Raw genomic sequence first — 16,229 nt, forward strand, 5'->3', positions numbered from 1 at the left:
ACCCTCGTGTGCACCCCTGGAGAAACCCGTGACCGTGTCCCTGCCGAGAAACGCCGTCCTCGGCGGCTCCCTCGCCGCCGTCGCCGCGCTCGCGCTCAGCGCCTGCGGCGCCGCCCCCGACAATGCGTCGACCACCACCAAGGACGGCAAGAGCGCCGCCACCGTCACCTCCGCGGCCGATTTCGGCGGCATGGACGCCCTGGTGAAGGCGGCCAAGAAGGAGGGCACGCTGCACATCATCGCGGTGCCCCGCGACTGGGCGAACTACGGCGCCCTCATCGACGGCTTCCAGAAGAAGTACGGCATCAAGATCCAGGACGAGAGCCCCGACGGCACCAGCCAGGACGAGATCAACGCCGTCACCACCCGCAAGGGCCAGGACCGCGCCCCCGACGTTCTCGACCTGGGTTCCTCGTTCGCGCTGAGCGCCGGCCAGCAGGGGCTGCTCGCGCCGTACAAGGTGGCCTCCTACGGTGACATCCCCGAGGCCCAGAAGGACCCGCAGGCCCGCTGGTACAACGACTACGGCGGCTATGTCTCCATCGGGTGCGACGCCAAGCGCGTCAAGGAGTGCCCGACCAGCTTCAAGGACCTGCTCAAGCCCGAGTACAAGGGCCAGGTCGCCCTCAACGGCAACCCCACCAAGTCCGGCTCGGCCTTCGGCGGCGTCTACGCGGCGGCGCTCGCGAACGGCGGCTCCTTCGACGACATCCAGCCCGGCCTGGACTTCTTCGCCAAGCTGAAGAAGAACGGCAACTACACGCCCGTCGAGTCCACCCCGGCCACCGTCGAGAAGGGCGAGACGCCCATCTCCATCGACTGGGACTACCTGAACGCCGGTTACGCCGACGAGTTCAAGTCCAAGGGCCTCGACTGGAAGGTCGTCATCCCCAGCGACGGCCAGTACGCCCAGTACTACTCCCAGGCCATCAACAAGGACGCCCCGCACCCGGCGGCCGCACGCCTGTGGCAGGAGTACCTGTACAGCACCGAGGGCCAGAACCTCTGGCTCAAGGGCTACGCCCGCCCGGCCCTGATGACGGCCATGGAGAAGGCCGGCACGCTGGACAAGACGGCCGCCGCCAAGCTGCCCAAGGTCACCGGTACGCCGTCCTTCCCGACCGAGACCCAGCAGAGCAAGGCCAAGACGGTCATCGCGCAGGGCTGGGGGAAGGCCGTCTCCGGATGACCGCCGCTCTCCCGCGCGCGGACGTGGCGCCCGTCGCTTCGGCGAAGCGACGGCGCCACGCCCCCGGCTGGCTCGCGGTCGTACCGCTGCTGGTCTTCGTCGCCATCGCCTTCGGCCTGCCCGCCGTCGCCATCGTGAACGGCGCCTTCTCGGTCGACGACGCCACCACGGGCGCCACCACCTACACCGGCGCCAACATGACGGCCTCGCTGCAGGGCCCGTACCTCACCGCCCTGCTCGGCAGCGTCAAGCTGTCCGCGATCTCCGCCGCGCTCGGCGCCCTGCTCGGGCTGCCGCTCGCCCAGGCCGTGGTCAGCTCCCGCTCCACCTGGCTGCGCGAGGCCGTGCTGACCGCCTCCGGTGTGCTCGCCAACTTCGGCGGGGTCCCGCTCGCCTTCGCCTTCGTCGCCACCCTCGGCAACGCGGGTGTGCTGACCGTGCACCTCGGCCTGAAGGACAGCGGCTGGGACCTGTACAGCTTCTGGGGCCTGGTCCTCGTCTACCTGTACTTCCTCATCCCGCTCATGGTCCTCACCATCACCCCCGCGCTGGACGGGCTGCGCTCCCAGTGGCGGGAGGCCGCGCTGAACAACGGCGCCACCGGCGTGCAGTACTGGCGGCACGTGGCCCTGCCCGTGCTGGCGCCCTCGCTGCTCGGCGGCCTGGTGCTGCTGTTCGGCAGCGCCTTCGCCGCCTACGCCACCGCCGCCGCCATGGTCGGCAGCGCGGTCCCCCTGGTCACCCTGCAGATCGCCGACGCCCTGTCCGGCAACGTGCTGGTCGGCCAGGAGAACGTCGCCCTCGCCCTCAGCCTCGACATGGTCCTGGTGGCGGGCCTGGTGATGGCCGTGTACCTGCCCCTTCAGCGACGGAGTGCCCGATGGCTCGACGCCTGACCCTCTGGCGGTGGGTCGTCCTCGGCCTGGCCGCCCTGTACTTCCTGGTGCCGCTCGTCGCCTCCGCGATCTTCACGGTGGACGTGCCCGGCCAGGGCCTCACCTTCGACGCGTACACCAAGATCCTTTCCGCCGACGGCTTCCTCTCCAGCCTGCTGCTCTCGCTGGAGTTGGCCGTCGCCACCATCGCGGCCGTGCTGCTGCTGATGGTGCCCGCCGTGGTCGCGCTCCGGCTCGGCGCGCCCCGGCTGCGCCCGGTGGTGGAGGTGGTGTGCTCGCTGCCGCTGGTGGTGCCGCCCATCGCGTTCGTCGCCGGGATCGCGACCGTCCTGAAGTGGGGCCCTGAGCATCTCTCCCGGACGCCGCTGTTCGAGACGTTCGTGGTGATCCAGAACGACAGCTTCCCCGTCGTGCTCGTCCTCGCCTACGTCGTGATGGCTCTGCCGTTCGTCTACCGCGCCCTGGACACCGGTCTGCGCGCCATCGACGTACGGACCCTGGTCGAGGCGGCCCGCAGCTGCGGCGCCTCCTGGCCCAAGGCCCTCGTGCGGGCCGTCCTGCCCAATCTGCGCGGGGCGCTGCTGAACGCGTCCTTCCTCACGCTGGCCCTGGTCCTCGGCGAGTTCACGGTCTCCCATCTGCTGGGATACGCGCCCTTCGCCGTGTGGATCTACAACGTCGGCGGCGAGCAGGCCCAGATGTCCGTCGCCGTGTCCGTGCTCAGCCTGCTCGTCACCTGGGCCCTGCTCCTCGCGCTCGCCGGTGCCGGCCGCGGACGCACCCGAACCGCTCCTTCCCGGGGATGACCTACATGACCGCCACCCTGCCCGAGACCCGCACCCAGGCCGCCACCGTCGAATTCCGTTCGCTGCGGCGAGAGTTCGGCGCCACCGTCGCCCTCGACGGGCTCGACCTGACCGTCCGCCCGGGAGAGTTCCTGGCCCTGCTCGGCCCCTCCGGCTGCGGCAAGACCACCGCGCTGCGCATGCTCGCCGGCTTCGAACACCCCGACTCCGGCGCCGTGATGGTGGACGGCGAGGACGTCACGCACGTGCCGGCCCACCGCCGCGACGCCGGCATGGTGTTCCAGTCGTACAGCCTCTTCCCGCATCTGAACGCCCTCGACAACGTCGCCTTCGGACTGCGCATGCGCGGCGTCCGTACGGCCGAACGGCGCGCCCGTGCCGCCGAGTTGCTGGAACTGGTCGGCCTCGCCGACAAGAGCGAGCGCTATCCGCACCAGCTCTCCGGCGGCCAGCAGCAGCGCATCGCTCTGGCCCGCGCCCTCGCCCTGCGCCCGCGTGTGCTGCTGCTCGACGAGCCGCTGTCCGCGCTGGACGCCAAGGTGCGGCTCACCCTCCGCGAGGAGATCCGCCGCCTCCAGCAGGAGCTGGGGATCACGACCCTGTTCGTGACCCACGACCAGGAAGAGGCTCTGTCGATCGCCGACCGGGTCGCGGTCATGCGCGCCGGCCGCCTCGAACAGTGCGCCGAACCGGCCGAGTTGTACGGCCGTCCCGCCACCGCCTTCGTCGCCGAGTTCGTCGGCACGATGAGCCGGATCCCGGGCGTGCTGAAGGACGGCGCCGTCGAGGTGCTCGGGCAGCGGCTGCCGGCCGACGGCGAGGTGTCCGACGGCGAAGTGGACGTGCTGGTGCGGCCCGAGGCCGTACAGGTGCGCCCGGACGAGCAGGGCACCGCCCGGATCGTCGCCACCGCCTTCCTCGGCGCGGTCGTCCGGGTCACCGTACGGCTCGCCGACGGCACCGAGGCCAAGGCCGACCTGCCCGCCCACGAGGCCACCGGGCTCGGCGCCGGAACCGCCGTCGAGGCGTCGCTGCCCGAGCGGCCGGTGCTCGTGGCCGAACGCATCCAGAAGTGAGGACTGACCCGAACGTGACCCCCCACACCTCTCAATTCCCGCTGCAGGCCGTTCTGTTCGACATGGACGGCACGCTCGTCGACACCGAGCGGCTGTGGTGGGAGGCGGTCGAGCAGGTCGCCGGGCGCCCGCTGACCGAGGCCGACCAGCCCGATGTGCTCGGCCGCCCGGTCGAGCACACCGCAGCCTGGCTCGGTGCGGCCGACGGCAGGCCGGCCGCCGACCTCGCGGCCGAGTTGCACCGCGAGTTCGCCGCGCGCGTCCGCACCGGGATCGTGCCCCGGCCCGGCGCCCTGGAGCTGCTGGACGCGCTGGCCGCCGCCGGTGTCCCCGCCGCCCTGGTCACCGCGTCTCCGCGCGCGGTCGCCGACGTCGTGCTCGACGCCCTCGGTGCCGACCGGTTCGCGGCCTCCGTCACCGCCGACGACACCGTCCGCACCAAACCGGCCCCCGACCCCTACCGGGCCGCCTGCCGGGCCCTCGGCGTCGACCCCGCGGCCTGCGTGGCCGTCGAGGACACCGAGACCGGCGTCGCGTCCGCCGAGGCCGCCGGCTGCGCCGTACTCGCCGTACCGTCCCTCGCGCCGATCGGCACCGCGCCCGGCCGGACCCTGCGGGACAGCCTCACCGGGGTGACGGTCGAGGAACTGCGGCGGATGGTCGGGCCCGAACTGCGGGTCATGAGCTGGAACCTGTGGCTGGGCGGCAGCGAGGTCGACGACCACCGGGCCAAGCAGCTCAAGGTCATCCTGGAGAGCGGCGCCGACGTGGTCGGACTCCAGGAGACGGGCGGCACCGCCGCCCAGGAGCTCGCCGAGGCGCTCGGCTGGCACCACCACCGGGCCGGCGAGAACCTCGGCGTCATCAGCCGTCACCCCATCACCGCCCGCTTCGGCGACCCCGACGTCGGCTTCTACGGCGCCGCGGGCGTCCGGATCGCCGTGGCGCCGGGCCGCGAGGTGGACGTGTGGACCGCCCATCTGCACTACACGCCGTACGGCCCTTACGAGTCCGTCTTCGACGGGCTGCCGGCACGGGAGCTGATCGCCCACGAGGAGCTGCGGCTGAGCCAGATGCGGGACGCCCTGGACCGCATCGCCGACTCCTGTGGCGGGGGCGTCCCGGTCGTCCTCGTCGGCGACTTCAACTGCCCCTCCCACCTGGACTGGCCGGACGTGGCCTGGCCGGTGACCAAGGCCGCCGAGGACGCGGGCTTCGCCGACTCCTACCGGGAGGCCCACCCGGACCCCGTGGCCGAGCCCGGCCACACCTGGTCGCCGATCCACCCGGTGCACGAGGACGGCAGCGGACGGCCCGAGCCGCAGGACCGGATCGACTACGTCCTGCACCGCGGCCTGACCGTGCGGGACGCGCGGACCCTCGTCACCGGCCGCCCGCGGCCCTGGCCCGACGTCGCGGACAACGACTGGCCCTCCGACCACGCGGCGGTCGTCACCACGTTCGCCTTGACCAGGACGTGACCCCGGGTTACCGCAGGTCACCATTGCGGCACTGGTGATCATCCCGTAGGTTGTGCCGCGCTCTCTACTGACTGGTAACCCGGCAGGTACCCCATGCGCTGGCCCCTCGGCCGTCCCACCACCGTCCGCGCGCGGATCGTGGCGCTCGCGCTCGCCCCGGCCGTCGCGCTGATGGGGCTGTGGAGCTTCGCCATGTGGTCCGTCACCGGCGAGACGCGCGCGCTGATCCGGCTCCAGGGGGTGTACGAGGACTTCGGCACCCCCGTGGACACCGCGGTCGGGCAGATCCAGATCGAGCGCCGGATGTCCGCCGCCTACCTGGGCGCCCGCCTCGACACGGACACGGCCGGTCAGCTGCTCGAACAACAGCGCCGTACCGACCGGGCCGTGGACGCCATGCGGCAGGCGATCCGGGGCGGCGACCGCAGTCGGCTCACGGCCCGGCAGCGGCAGGCGCTGGACACCATGGACGCGGCCACCGGGAAACTGGACGGGCTGCGCTCGCTGGTGCTGTCCCGGCACATCACCTGGGACCGGGCCGTGGACGCCTACAGCGCGCTGGTCGAGCCCGGCTTCGACGTGCAGTCCACGCTCACCGCCCTCCAGGCCGGGCAGCTCGCCCGCGAGGCGCAGGTCGTCATCGAGCTGGTACGGGTACGGGAGTTCGTCTCGCGGGAGGACGCGCTGGTCGCCGGAGCGCGGGCGGCCGGCGCGCTGACCGACCGGCAGTACGACACGCTGACCGCGACCATCGAGGACCGGCGGGTATTCCAGCGGACGTACGTGCCGGACCTGCCCGCCGACTCGCGTGCGCTGTTCGAGGACTTCCAGCGCGGGGACCTGTACGGCTCGCTGGTGCGCGGCGAGGACGCGCTGCTGCGGGCCGGGGCCACGGGCGCCGGGAAGGCGGTCGCGGCGGACACCTGGCGGTCCACCACCGACCGGGCCGTCAAGCGGTACATGGAGCTGTGCACGCGGTCCGCCGAGAACTCCGCGGCACGCGGACGGGCCTTCGCCTACCGGGAGCTGACCAAGGCGGCCGTCGTCGGCGTGGTCGGGCTCGCCGCCGCCGGTCTTTCGCTGTGGTTCGCGGTGCGCGGCGCTCGGCGCATCTCGCGGCGCCTGGAGACCCTGCGGGACGCGGCCGACCTGCTGACGCAGCATCAGCTCCCCGATGTCATGCGCCGGTTGAGTGCCGGTGAGGAAGTGGACGCGGCGGCGGAGGCGCCACCGGTGGCCGCCGACGAGGGGCGCGACGACGAGATCGTTCAGGTCGGCCGGTCCTTCAACACCGCGCGGCTCGCCGCCGTCGAGGCCGCCGTCAAGCAGGCGACCCTGCGCCGCGGCCTGTTCGCGGTACTGCTCAACATCGCACGCCGCAACCAGGCGCTGGTGCACCGACAGCTCAAGCTCGTCGACACCCTGGAACGGCGCACCGACGATCCCGACGTGCTGCGTGAGCTCTTCCGCATCGACCACCTGACCACGCGCATGCGACGGCACGCGGAGAGCCTGATCATCCTCTCCGGCGCCGCGCCCGGACGCCGCTGGCGCCGGCCCGTGCCGATCGCGGACGTCGTCGCCTCGGCGGTCGGTGAGATCGAGGACTACGCGCGCGTGGCGGTGCCGCCGATGCCGGAGCTCGGCGTCGCGGCGGACGCGGTCGCCGACGTGGTGCACCTGATCGCCGAACTCCTCGAGAACGCCACGGTGTTCTCGCCGCCGCACACCCAGGTCACCCTGCGCACCGGGCGGGTTGGCAGCGGGTTCGTGCTGGAGATCGACGACCGGGGGCTCGGCCTCGACGACGAAGCCCGCGCCCGGGCCCACGCCACCCTCACCGACCCCGACGCCTTCGATCCGACCCGCCACGACCGACTCGGCCTCTACGTCGTCGGCCGCCTCGCCGCCCGCCACGGCATCGAGGTCACCCTCGGCGACTCGCCGTACGGCGGCACGACGGCGGTGGTCCTGCTGCCGGAGGGGGTGCTGGCCGAGGTGGGGCCGCGCGAACCGGGCGCGGCCGTACGCGAGTTGCCGTCCAGGAAGCGGGCGGCTGGGTCCACGCCGGGTGAGCCGCAGGGCACGCCCGCCGGTGAATCGCCCACGCGGAACCGGCTCGCGTCCGTGCCCGCGCCGGGTACGGGGCCCGTGTCCGAGCCGGGGCCGGGGGAGGGGCCGTCCTCTCGGGCCGTCCCCGATCCGGGACCGGTACGCGAGCTGCCGCCGGACAGCCCGACGACTGCGGCTGCTCCCGGCCCGGGGACCGGTTCCGCACCCCCGCCGGAGCCCGAGCCGCCGACGCGAGGCCTCCTGCCGTCCCGGTCCGTGCCCGCACCCGGGGCCGAGCCCGAGTTGCCGGCGGGTGACCGGTCGTCCTCCCCGGCCGCCCCCGAGGCCGTGTCCGAGTCGTCGGTGTCCCCGCCCGCCCTGCCCACCCGGACCCGGCAGGCCTCGCTGGTCCGGGAGCTGCGGGACGAACCGCCGCAGCACGACACCGCACCCGAGCGCGAGATCGACGCCGAGGAGATGCGGACGGTCTTCGGGGCCTTCCAGCGCGGCCTCGACCGCGGCCGCAGGGGCCTGCCGGCGACTCGCGGCACCGCTGCGGCACAGCCGACGGAACAGCAGTCCCCCAGGGGCGCGGGGAACGGCGCGACCAGCCCCCACGCACCCGTACCCGCCCCCGCCCCCGACCGCCCGGACGACGCGATCAACGACACCGTGCCCACCCACGCCAACGAAGGGACGGACACCGACGATGCCCGCTGACGAAGAGCAGCCCGAACGGCCCGCCGAGTCCAGCGGAGCGCTCGACTGGCTGCTGGACGACCTCGTGGCGCGCACCGAGCACGTCCGGCAGGCCGTGCTGCTGACCGCCGACGGCCTCCCGCTCAGCAGCTCGGACGGGATGCGCCGGCGGGACATCGAGCACCTGGCCGCCGTCTGCTCCGGCTTCCACAGCCTGGCCCGCTCGGCGGGGGAGCGGTTCGCCGCGGGCGAGGTGCGGCAGACCATGGTGATGCTCGACGACGGCTACCTCTTCATCACCCCGGCCGGGCACGGCAGCCGGCTCGCCGTCCTCAGCGAGGCCGGCACCGACGTGGGCCAGCTCGCCCACGAAATGGCCCTGCTCGTCCGCCGCCTGGGCCACCACCTGGACGCGGCCGCCCGCACCCCCAGATGATCCCGCGGTGAGCGACGAGCACTGGTACGAGGACGAGACCGGGTCGATGGTGCGCCCCTACACGGTGACCCGCGGGCGCACGCGGCCCGCGGGCGCGCACGCCATCGACCTGATGTCCCGGGTCACCGCGCTGGAAGCCGACGCACCGGGACCCGGCGTCGACCATGCCCGCGCCGCCCTGCTCGACCTGATCCGGCGCGGCCCGCGTCCCGTGGTGGAACTGGCCGCGGACGCCGACCTGCCCCTGACCGTCCTGCGGGTCCTGCTCGGTGACCTGGCCGAGGCGGGCCTGATCCGTATCGACGAGCCCCGCCGCCACCCGGCCGGCGGCCCGGCCGCCGACCCGGGGCTGCTGCGGGAGATCGTGGAACGGCTGCGGGAGATCTAGGCGTTTGTCACAGCCTCGTACGGGACCCGGTCGATGAGCGTGTTGATCGGAACGCATCAACAGCGGCCGGGCGCTCATGGAGCAGTTCCGCTCCGAGCCCGCAGAGCTCCGCTTCCCCGTCCTCCGGCCCGGGTGCGGAGACCCGCTTCACCCTGCACTACCCGCCGAACAACTCCGGGGGCAGCGGCGAGACCTTCACCGGCCTCGTCGTGACCTCGCCGAACGAGACCCACTCCCGCACACACGGACGGCAGCGGCCCGGCCATCACCGTCGACCCGGCCGGCACCGGCAAGTAGCCGGACTAGAGCTCCGGCCGCCAGGGCACGACCTTGAAGTCACCCGTGCCCTGCTTCACCTTCTCGAAGGGCGCGGAGGACACGCACGGCGGCAGGTCCTTGGTGTCCGTGGGGCTGCCGACCCCCGCCCAGCTGTAGCCCAGCCGGTCGTGCCGGCCCAGGTCGTGGACCGTGACCCCGACCCGCTTGCCCTTCGCCCCCGGCAGGTCGGAGGCGGTGATCACCCCGGAGACGACGGCGACCTCGCCGCCGGTGACCAGGCAGTCGACCTCGGCCTCGGCCCAGGCTCCCCGGCCGTGCAGGTAGTGACTGAACCGGAAGGTGCCCGTGGCCCTGCGCGGGTCCATGGTGTCCTTCGCCGCCAGATGCGCGTCGAAGGAGAAGGTGATGTCGTCCCCCGCCGACCGGTACAGCTTGGCCGTACCGGTCAGCGCGGCGGCCTCCCGCTGCGCGGTGACCTCCCGCTGGGGGGCGTGCGCCCCGCTTCCGGAGGCCACCGCCGCCCCGGCGGCCCCGGTGAGGATCAGCAGGGCGGTGGCGGCAGACATGGCGACGATCTTCGTACGGCGCTTCATCACTGGCTTCATGGCGGTCCTTTCCGCAGGTCAAGGGCGTGACCGGAACGATCACCACTCTCCCGGCGGCGGCCCGCCCGCACATCGCTCCAGGGACGGGACCTCACCTCCCCCGTCCGGCGGGGAACCCCGGCCGGGACCTGCGCCTCGGGGAGGACGGGGAACCGGACCCGTGGGCGCGCAACGAATCGCCGCCCGGCCCGCGCTCCACGCAACGAACCGCGCACGGGCGCGCAACGGCTCCTTCTTGTCCGGCCGAGCGCGCCGACCGTACCTTCTTCGTGGCCCCCAAAAACGTCGGGGACCACCCCAAAGCCACTTTCCGGTGAGGACCCGCATGCGCACCGCCCTGCTCCAGAGCTCCGGCCGCCCCGGCTCGATCGCCGAGAACCTCAAGGTCCTCGACGAGGCCGCGGGCCGTGCCGCCGCCGCGGGCGCCGCGCTGCTCGCCGCACCGGAGATGTTCCTGACCGGGTACGCGATCGGCGACGACATCGCCCGCCTCGCCGAGCCCGCCGACGGCGACAGCGCGGACGCGATCGCCGAGCTGGCCCACCGGCACGGCCTGGCGATCGCCTACGGCTACCCGGAGCGCGACGGCCAGACCGTGTACAACTCCGTCCAGCTGATCTCCGCCGACGGCACCCGGCTCGCGAACTACCGCAAGACCCACCTCTTCGGCTGCTTCGAACGCGACCACTTCACGCCGGGCGAGCAGCCGGTCGTCCAGGCCGAGCTGAACGGCCTCACCGTCGGCCTGATGATCTGCTACGACGTCGAGTTCCCGGAGAACGTGCGCGCCCACGCCCTGGCCGGCACCGACCTCCTCGTCGTCCCGACCGCGCAGATGCACCCCTTCCAGTTCGTCGCCGAGTCCCTGGTGCCGGTGCGCGCCTGGGAGAACCAGATGTACGTCGCGTACGTCAACCGGGTCGGTCAGGAGGGGGAGTTCGAGTTCGTCGGGCTGTCCGTCCTCGCCGGTCCCGACGGCGTCGCCCGCGCCCGGGCGGGCCGCGCCGAGCAGCTGGTGTACGCCGACGCCGACCCCGCCTTCCTGGCCGCCTCCCGCGAGAGCAACCCGTACCTGGAGGACCGCCGCCCCGGTCTGTACGGGTCCCTGACCCAAAACCCCTGAGCCTTCCCCCGAACTTCCCGAACTTCCTGAACTTCCCCCCGAGTTCTTTCGCGCAAGGAGTCCGTACCCCATGACGTCCATGGTGCCCAACGCCGTCGAGCACACCGACGAGCAGCAGCCGCCGATCACCATGTTCGGCCCGGACTTCCCCTACGCCTACGACGACTTCCTCGCCCACCCGGCGGGCCTCGGCCAGATACCCGCGACCGAGCACGGCACCGAGGTCGCGGTCATCGGCGGCGGTCTGTCCGGCATCGTGGCCGCGTACGAGCTGATGAAGATGGGCCTCAAGCCCGTCGTGTACGAGGCCGACCAGATCGGCGGCCGGCTGCGCACCGTCGGCTTCGAGGGCTGCGACGAGTCGCTGGGCTGCGAGCTGGGCGCGATGCGCTTCCCGCCGTCCTCCACCGCCCTCCAGCACTACATCGACATGGTGGGCCTGGAGACCAAGCCCTTCCCGAACCCGCTCGCCGAGGCGACCCCGTCCACCGTCGTGGATCTCAAGGGCGAGTCGCACTACGCCGAGACCATCGACGACCTGCCCCAGGTCTACCGGGACGTCGCCGAGGCCTGGAACAAGTGCCTCGACGAGGGTGCCGACTTCTCCGACATGAACCGCGCCATGCGCGAGCGGGACGTCCCGCGCATCCGCGAGATCTGGGCCAAGCTGGTCGAGAAGCTCGACAACCAGACCTTCTACGGCTTCCTCTGCGACTCCGAGGCCTTCAAGTCCTTCCGGCACCGCGAGATCTTCGGCCAGGTCGGCTTCGGCACCGGCGGCTGGGACACCGACTTCCCGAACTCCATCCTGGAGATCCTCCGCGTCGTCTACACCGAGGCCGACGACCACCACCGCGGCATCGTCGGCGGCTCCCAGCAGCTGCCGCTGCGCCTGTGGGAGCGCGAGCCCGAGAAGATCGTCCACTGGCCGTACGGCACCTCGCTGAAGTCCCTGCACGTGGACGGCGAGCCGCGCCCGGCCGTGACCCGGCTGCACCGCACCGCGGGCAACCAGATCACCGTGACGGACGCGAACGGCGACATCCGCACCTACAAGGCGGCGATCTTCACCGCCCAGTCCTGGATGCTGCTGTCCAAGATCGCCTGCGACGACTCGCTCTTCCCGATCGACCACTGGACCGCGATCGAGCGCACCCACTACATGGAGTCCTCGAAGCTCTTCGTCCCGGTCGACCGGCCGTTCTGGCTGGACAAGGACGAGGAGACGGGCCGGGACGTCATGTCGATGACGCTCACCGACCGCATGACCCGCGGCACCTACCTGCTGGACGACGGCCCGGACAAGCCGGCCGTGATCTGCCTGTCCTACACCTGGTGCGACGACAGCCTGAAGTGGCTGCCGCTGTCCGCGAACGAGCGGATGGAGGTCATGCTGAAGTCGCTCGGCGAGATCTACCCGAAGGTCGACATCAGGAAGCACATCATCGGCAACCCGGTGACCGTCTCCTGGGAGAACGAGCCCTACTTCATGGGCGCGTTCAAGGCCAATCTGCCGGGCCACTACCGCTACCAGCGGCGCCTGTTCACCCACTTCATGCAGGACCGGCTGCCCGAGGACAAGCGGGGCATCTTCCTCGCCGGCGACGACATCTCCTGGACGGCCGGCTGGGCCGAGGGCGCGATCCAGACCGCGCTGAACGCGGTCTGGGGCGTCATGCACCACTTCGGCGGCCAGACCGACCCGGCCAACCCCGGCCCGGGTGACCTGTACGACGAGATCGCCCCCGTGGAGCTGCCCGAGGACTGACCAGCAGAGCGAGCAAGGACCAAGGCGCGGGCGGCCGGACTCAGACTCCGGCCGCCCGCGCCTTTTCAAACACCTCGGCGGCGACGTCCGTCAGCTCCTGGGCGTCCCGAGCGGTGCCCTGGAGGTCGATGAGGATCTCGTCCAGGCCGATGCCGGCGAACTCCACGAGGTCCGCCACGATCTGGTCGGCATCGCCCTGGAAGGGCCGGCGGTCCGCCCCGTCGTACGGCTTCGCCCGGCGGTCGGCGTTCACCCGCAGCACCGTCCGGATCGGCTTCGTACGGCCCCGCTCCTCGGCCAGCTCCCGCAGTCGCCGCCACTGTGCGCCGACTCCCTCCGCGCTGAACCCCGCGGGCAGCCAGCCGTCGGCATGGTCGACGAGCCTGCGGAAGGCCCGCTCGTTGCTCGCCGCCAGCAGCACCGGGATCGGCCGGGCGGGCTTGGGGCCCACCACGGCCGAAGTGATCTTGGCCAACCGCCCGTCGTGGACGACCGGATCCGGACCCCACACGGCCCGGCACAGCGCGATGATCTCGTCCAGGACCGCGCCGCGCTCGGCGATCGGCCGGACGCCCGAGGCCGCGTACTCGTCCACGGACCAGCCGGTGCCGAAGCCCGCGATCACCCGGCCCCCGCTCGCCGTGTCCAGCGAGGCCAGGGCCTTCGCGAGCTGGAACGGCACGTGCAGCGGCGCCACCAGCACGCTGGAGCCCAGCTCCGCCCGCTCGGTGGCCGCCGCGGCCAGGGTGAGGGTCACCAGCGGATCCGCCACGTTCCGGTACTGGTCGGGCCAGGGCAGGCCCTCGATGCCGTACAGACCCTGGGTGGCGGGCTCGGGGAACAGGGCCCGTTCGAAGACCCACAGGCTGTCGTAGCCGATCCGTTCGGCGGCGCGCGCCACCGCGGGCACGTCCGTGCCGATCGAGTACTGCCGCATCTGGGGAAGACTCAGACCGAGCCGGGTCGCCATACCGCTGCTCCTCTGCCATCGGATGCCTGCCGGGGGAACGTGCGGCGATCACGGGGTGTTCCGAAGGCGGCTCACGCAGGGGCGGAATCCGGCCAGGTTCCGCCGGCGAGCGGCGTCAGGAGCATCCGACCCGCGAACCCCACCGCCGCGTCCAGCCGTTCGGCGAACTCCTCGGCCATCCCGGCGCAGTGGCGCAGCGCCCACAGGGCCCGTCCCGCCGCCCAGGCCGCGTCGCGGGCCCGCTCCAGGCTCCAGGAGCCCAGCAGATGGGTGAGCGGGTCGGCGAGCTGGAGCAGATCGGGTCCCGGCATCAGATCCTCGCGGATCCGCTCCTCCAGCGACACGAGGAGCTCACCCACGCGGTCGAACTCGTCCTCCAGGTCCGGTGGTTCGCAGCCGAGCGTGCGGCAGGCGTCCACCACGGCGAGCGCCAGGTCGTGCCCGATGTGCGCGTTGATGCCCGCCAGCGCGAACTGCACCGGCCGTACCCCGGGATGGCGGCGGAGCTGGAACAGCGGACGCCAGCAGGCGGGCGGACGGCGGTCCGCGGCCACCGCGTCGACCGCCGCCAGGTAGCGCTCGGCGAACCGCACGTCCAGCGCGACCGCGCCCCTCGGGTCCGGGAACTCCCCGCCGTCCAGGCGCCGGCCGATCTCCTCGGTGACGGTGAGGTAGACGCGGTTGAACACGGCGACACCGTCCCGCTCGGGCAGCGCCGCGCCGAGGGCCCGCATACGGGAGACGACCGCGTCGACGGGAGTGGTGAAGTGTTCCAACTGCGCCATGGGGGAAGGGTCCCAGCCCCCGGCCGAAGGGCGTGCCGACCGGCCGGAGACATCGCCGGAACGGGGGAACGGACCGCGGGGTCCCGTGTCACCGCTCCTGTACCGCCCCCCGACTCCCAGGTGCTCGATCGCCAGGGCGCCGCCGGGGGGGGCGTCTCTGCCGTCGTACGCCTACGACTTGGCGCGCGGAGCCTCCTCGTCGTAGGCGGAGGTGCCCTCGTCCAGCAGCGGCTCCTGCTGCTTCAGATGGGCGGGCGCGAAGACGCGCAGCGCGTGGTAGCCGGTGATGACGACCAGGGTGCCGAGGGCGATGCCGCTCAGCGAGAAGGTGCCGGTGAACTTCAGGCCGACATTGCCCACGCCGATGATGATGCCCGCGGCGGCCGGCACCAGGTTCAGCGGGTTGCGCAGGTCCACCTTGGCGTGCAGCCAGATCTGGGCGCCCAGCAGGCCGATCATGCCGTAGAGGATCACGGTGATGCCGCCGAGGACACCCCCCGGGATCGCGGCCACGACGGCCCCGAACTTCGGGCAGACGCCGAACAGCAGGGCGAAGCCGGCCGCGGCCCAGTACGCGGCGGTGGAGTAGACGCGGGTCGCCGCCATCACACCGATGTTCTCCGAGTAGGTGGTGTTCGGCGGGCCGCCCACCGCGGTCGACAGCATGGACGCGAAGCCGTCCGCCGAGATCGCCGTACCGAGCTTGTCGTCCAGCGGGTCGCCGGTCATCTCGCCGACCGCCTTGATGTGGCCCGTGTTCTCCGCGACCAGCGCGATCACGACCGGCAGCGCGACCAGGACCGCCGACCACTGGAACGTCGGCCCGTGGAAGTGCGGCAGGCCGATCCAGTGCGCCTTGGAGACGCCGGAGAGGTCGAGGCGCCAGTGGTCGGTGACCTGGCCGCTCGGGCTCATGGAGTGGATCCTGCCGAAGATCCGGTCGAACGCCCAGGAGATGCCGTAGCCGAAGACCAGCCCGAGGAAGATCGCGATACGGGACCAGAAGCCGCGCAGGCAGACCACGGCCAGCCCCGTGAACAGCATGACCAGCAGGGCCGTCCACTGGTCCTGCGGCCAGTAGGTGGAGGCGGTCACCGGGGCGAGGTTGAAGCCGATCAGCATGACGACGGCGCCGGTGACGATCGGCGGCATGGCCGCGTGGATGATCCTCGCCCCGAAGCGCTGCACCGCGAGCCCCACCAGGAACAGCACCACGCCGACGACGAACACCGCGCCGGTCACCGTGGCGCTCGTGCCGCCCTGTGCGCGGATGACGGCGGCCACACCGACGAACGACAGGGAACAGCCCAGGTAGCTGGGCACCCTGCCGCGGGTGGCGAGCAGGAAGATCGCGGTCGCCACGCCGGACATCATGATGGCGAGGTTCGGGTCGAGGCCCATCAGCACGGGCGCGACGAAGGACGCGCCGAACATCGCGACCACGTGCTGGGCGCCCAGGCCCACCGTGCGGGGCCAGGAGAGCCGTTCGTCGGGGCGTACCACCGCTCCGGGCGCGGGCGTGCGCCCGTCGCCGTGCAGTTTCCAGCGCACGCCGAGGTCCATGTGCGGTTTCGCTTTCTTGCGTATGTGAAGACGGTCCGAACCATTGTCACGGGTGACGAGCGGTTCTACGCTCGCACGGCCCTACTCATGAACTCGGTTCACATGTCTGATCA

General features: G+C 72.3%; 14 protein-coding genes. 10 read left to right on the top strand and 4 right to left on the bottom strand.

Annotated features, from left to right (window positions below; genetic code table 11):
* The first annotated feature begins 28 nt into the window (after positions 1-28).
* From ACFYZB_RS09820 to ACFYZB_RS09855, 8 genes are all read left to right on the top strand, one after another.
* Positions 29-1,189, top strand: coding sequence for an ABC transporter substrate-binding protein (locus ACFYZB_RS09820; RefSeq protein WP_388756333.1), 1,161 nt, complete (start codon positions 29-31; stop codon positions 1,187-1,189).
* On the top strand, positions 1,186-2,085 hold the full coding sequence (locus ACFYZB_RS09825; protein ID WP_388756336.1) for an ABC transporter permease: 900 nt from the start codon (positions 1,186-1,188) through the stop codon (positions 2,083-2,085). Before ACFYZB_RS09820 ends, ACFYZB_RS09825 begins: the two co-directional genes overlap by 4 nt.
* A complete protein-coding gene (locus ACFYZB_RS09830; protein WP_388756339.1) occupies positions 2,070-2,891 on the top strand; it encodes an ABC transporter permease in 822 nt (273 codons plus the stop codon). The genes ACFYZB_RS09825 and ACFYZB_RS09830 overlap by 16 nt, the downstream gene beginning before the upstream one ends.
* 5 nt (positions 2,892-2,896) lie before the next feature.
* Entirely contained in the window at positions 2,897-3,967 is a 1,071-nt protein-coding gene (locus ACFYZB_RS09835) for an ABC transporter ATP-binding protein (RefSeq protein ID WP_388756343.1), read from the top strand.
* A gap of 14 nt (positions 3,968-3,981) precedes the next feature.
* A complete protein-coding gene (locus ACFYZB_RS09840; RefSeq protein WP_388756345.1) occupies positions 3,982-5,448 on the top strand; it encodes an HAD-IA family hydrolase in 1,467 nt (488 codons plus the stop codon).
* Between the two features lie 93 nt (positions 5,449-5,541).
* Positions 5,542-8,220, top strand: a complete 2,679-nt coding sequence (locus ACFYZB_RS09845; RefSeq protein WP_388756347.1) for a nitrate- and nitrite sensing domain-containing protein — start codon at positions 5,542-5,544, stop codon at positions 8,218-8,220.
* A complete protein-coding gene (locus ACFYZB_RS09850) occupies positions 8,210-8,635 on the top strand; it encodes a roadblock/LC7 domain-containing protein (RefSeq protein ID WP_351211539.1) in 426 nt (141 codons plus the stop codon). Before ACFYZB_RS09845 ends, ACFYZB_RS09850 begins: the two co-directional genes overlap by 11 nt.
* Before the next feature lie 7 nt (positions 8,636-8,642).
* Complete coding sequence (locus ACFYZB_RS09855) at positions 8,643-9,023, top strand: DUF742 domain-containing protein (protein WP_351211537.1); 381 nt, start codon at positions 8,643-8,645, stop codon at positions 9,021-9,023.
* Between the two features lie 302 nt (positions 9,024-9,325).
* Here ACFYZB_RS09855 and ACFYZB_RS09860 read toward each other — a convergent pair whose 3' ends face one another.
* Positions 9,326-9,907, bottom strand: coding sequence for a Repetin (locus tag ACFYZB_RS09860; RefSeq protein WP_388756351.1), 582 nt, complete (start codon positions 9,905-9,907; stop codon positions 9,326-9,328).
* A gap of 325 nt (positions 9,908-10,232) precedes the next feature.
* Between ACFYZB_RS09860 and ACFYZB_RS09865 the strand changes: the two genes are divergently transcribed.
* Entirely contained in the window at positions 10,233-11,030 is a 798-nt protein-coding gene (locus tag ACFYZB_RS09865; RefSeq protein ID WP_388756353.1) for a carbon-nitrogen hydrolase family protein, read from the top strand.
* A 70-nt stretch (positions 11,031-11,100) separates the two neighbouring features.
* Positions 11,101-12,798 (top strand): flavin monoamine oxidase family protein, encoded by a 1,698-nt coding sequence (locus ACFYZB_RS09870; RefSeq protein ID WP_388756355.1) that lies wholly within the window; start codon positions 11,101-11,103, stop codon positions 12,796-12,798.
* Between the two features lie 40 nt (positions 12,799-12,838).
* Here ACFYZB_RS09870 and ACFYZB_RS09875 read toward each other — a convergent pair whose 3' ends face one another.
* The 3 genes from ACFYZB_RS09875 to ACFYZB_RS09885 form a co-directional block, all read right to left on the bottom strand.
* Positions 12,839-13,768, bottom strand: coding sequence for an LLM class F420-dependent oxidoreductase (locus ACFYZB_RS09875; RefSeq protein ID WP_388756358.1), 930 nt, complete (start codon positions 13,766-13,768; stop codon positions 12,839-12,841).
* Positions 13,769-13,839: 71 nt separating this feature from the next.
* On the bottom strand, positions 13,840-14,553 hold the full coding sequence (locus tag ACFYZB_RS09880; protein WP_351211527.1) for a DUF5995 family protein: 714 nt from the start codon (positions 14,551-14,553) through the stop codon (positions 13,840-13,842).
* Between the two features lie 171 nt (positions 14,554-14,724).
* Positions 14,725-16,116 carry a uracil-xanthine permease family protein gene (locus tag ACFYZB_RS09885; RefSeq protein ID WP_388756361.1) on the bottom strand — a complete coding sequence of 464 codons (1,392 nt, stop codon included), beginning with the start codon at positions 16,114-16,116 and terminating at the stop codon, positions 14,725-14,727.
* Positions 16,117-16,229 lie beyond the last annotated feature (113 nt).

It is taken from the genome of Streptomyces sp. NPDC001852 (assembly GCF_042891825.1).
In the GTDB taxonomy this organism is placed as follows: domain Bacteria; phylum Actinomycetota; class Actinomycetes; order Streptomycetales; family Streptomycetaceae; genus Streptomyces.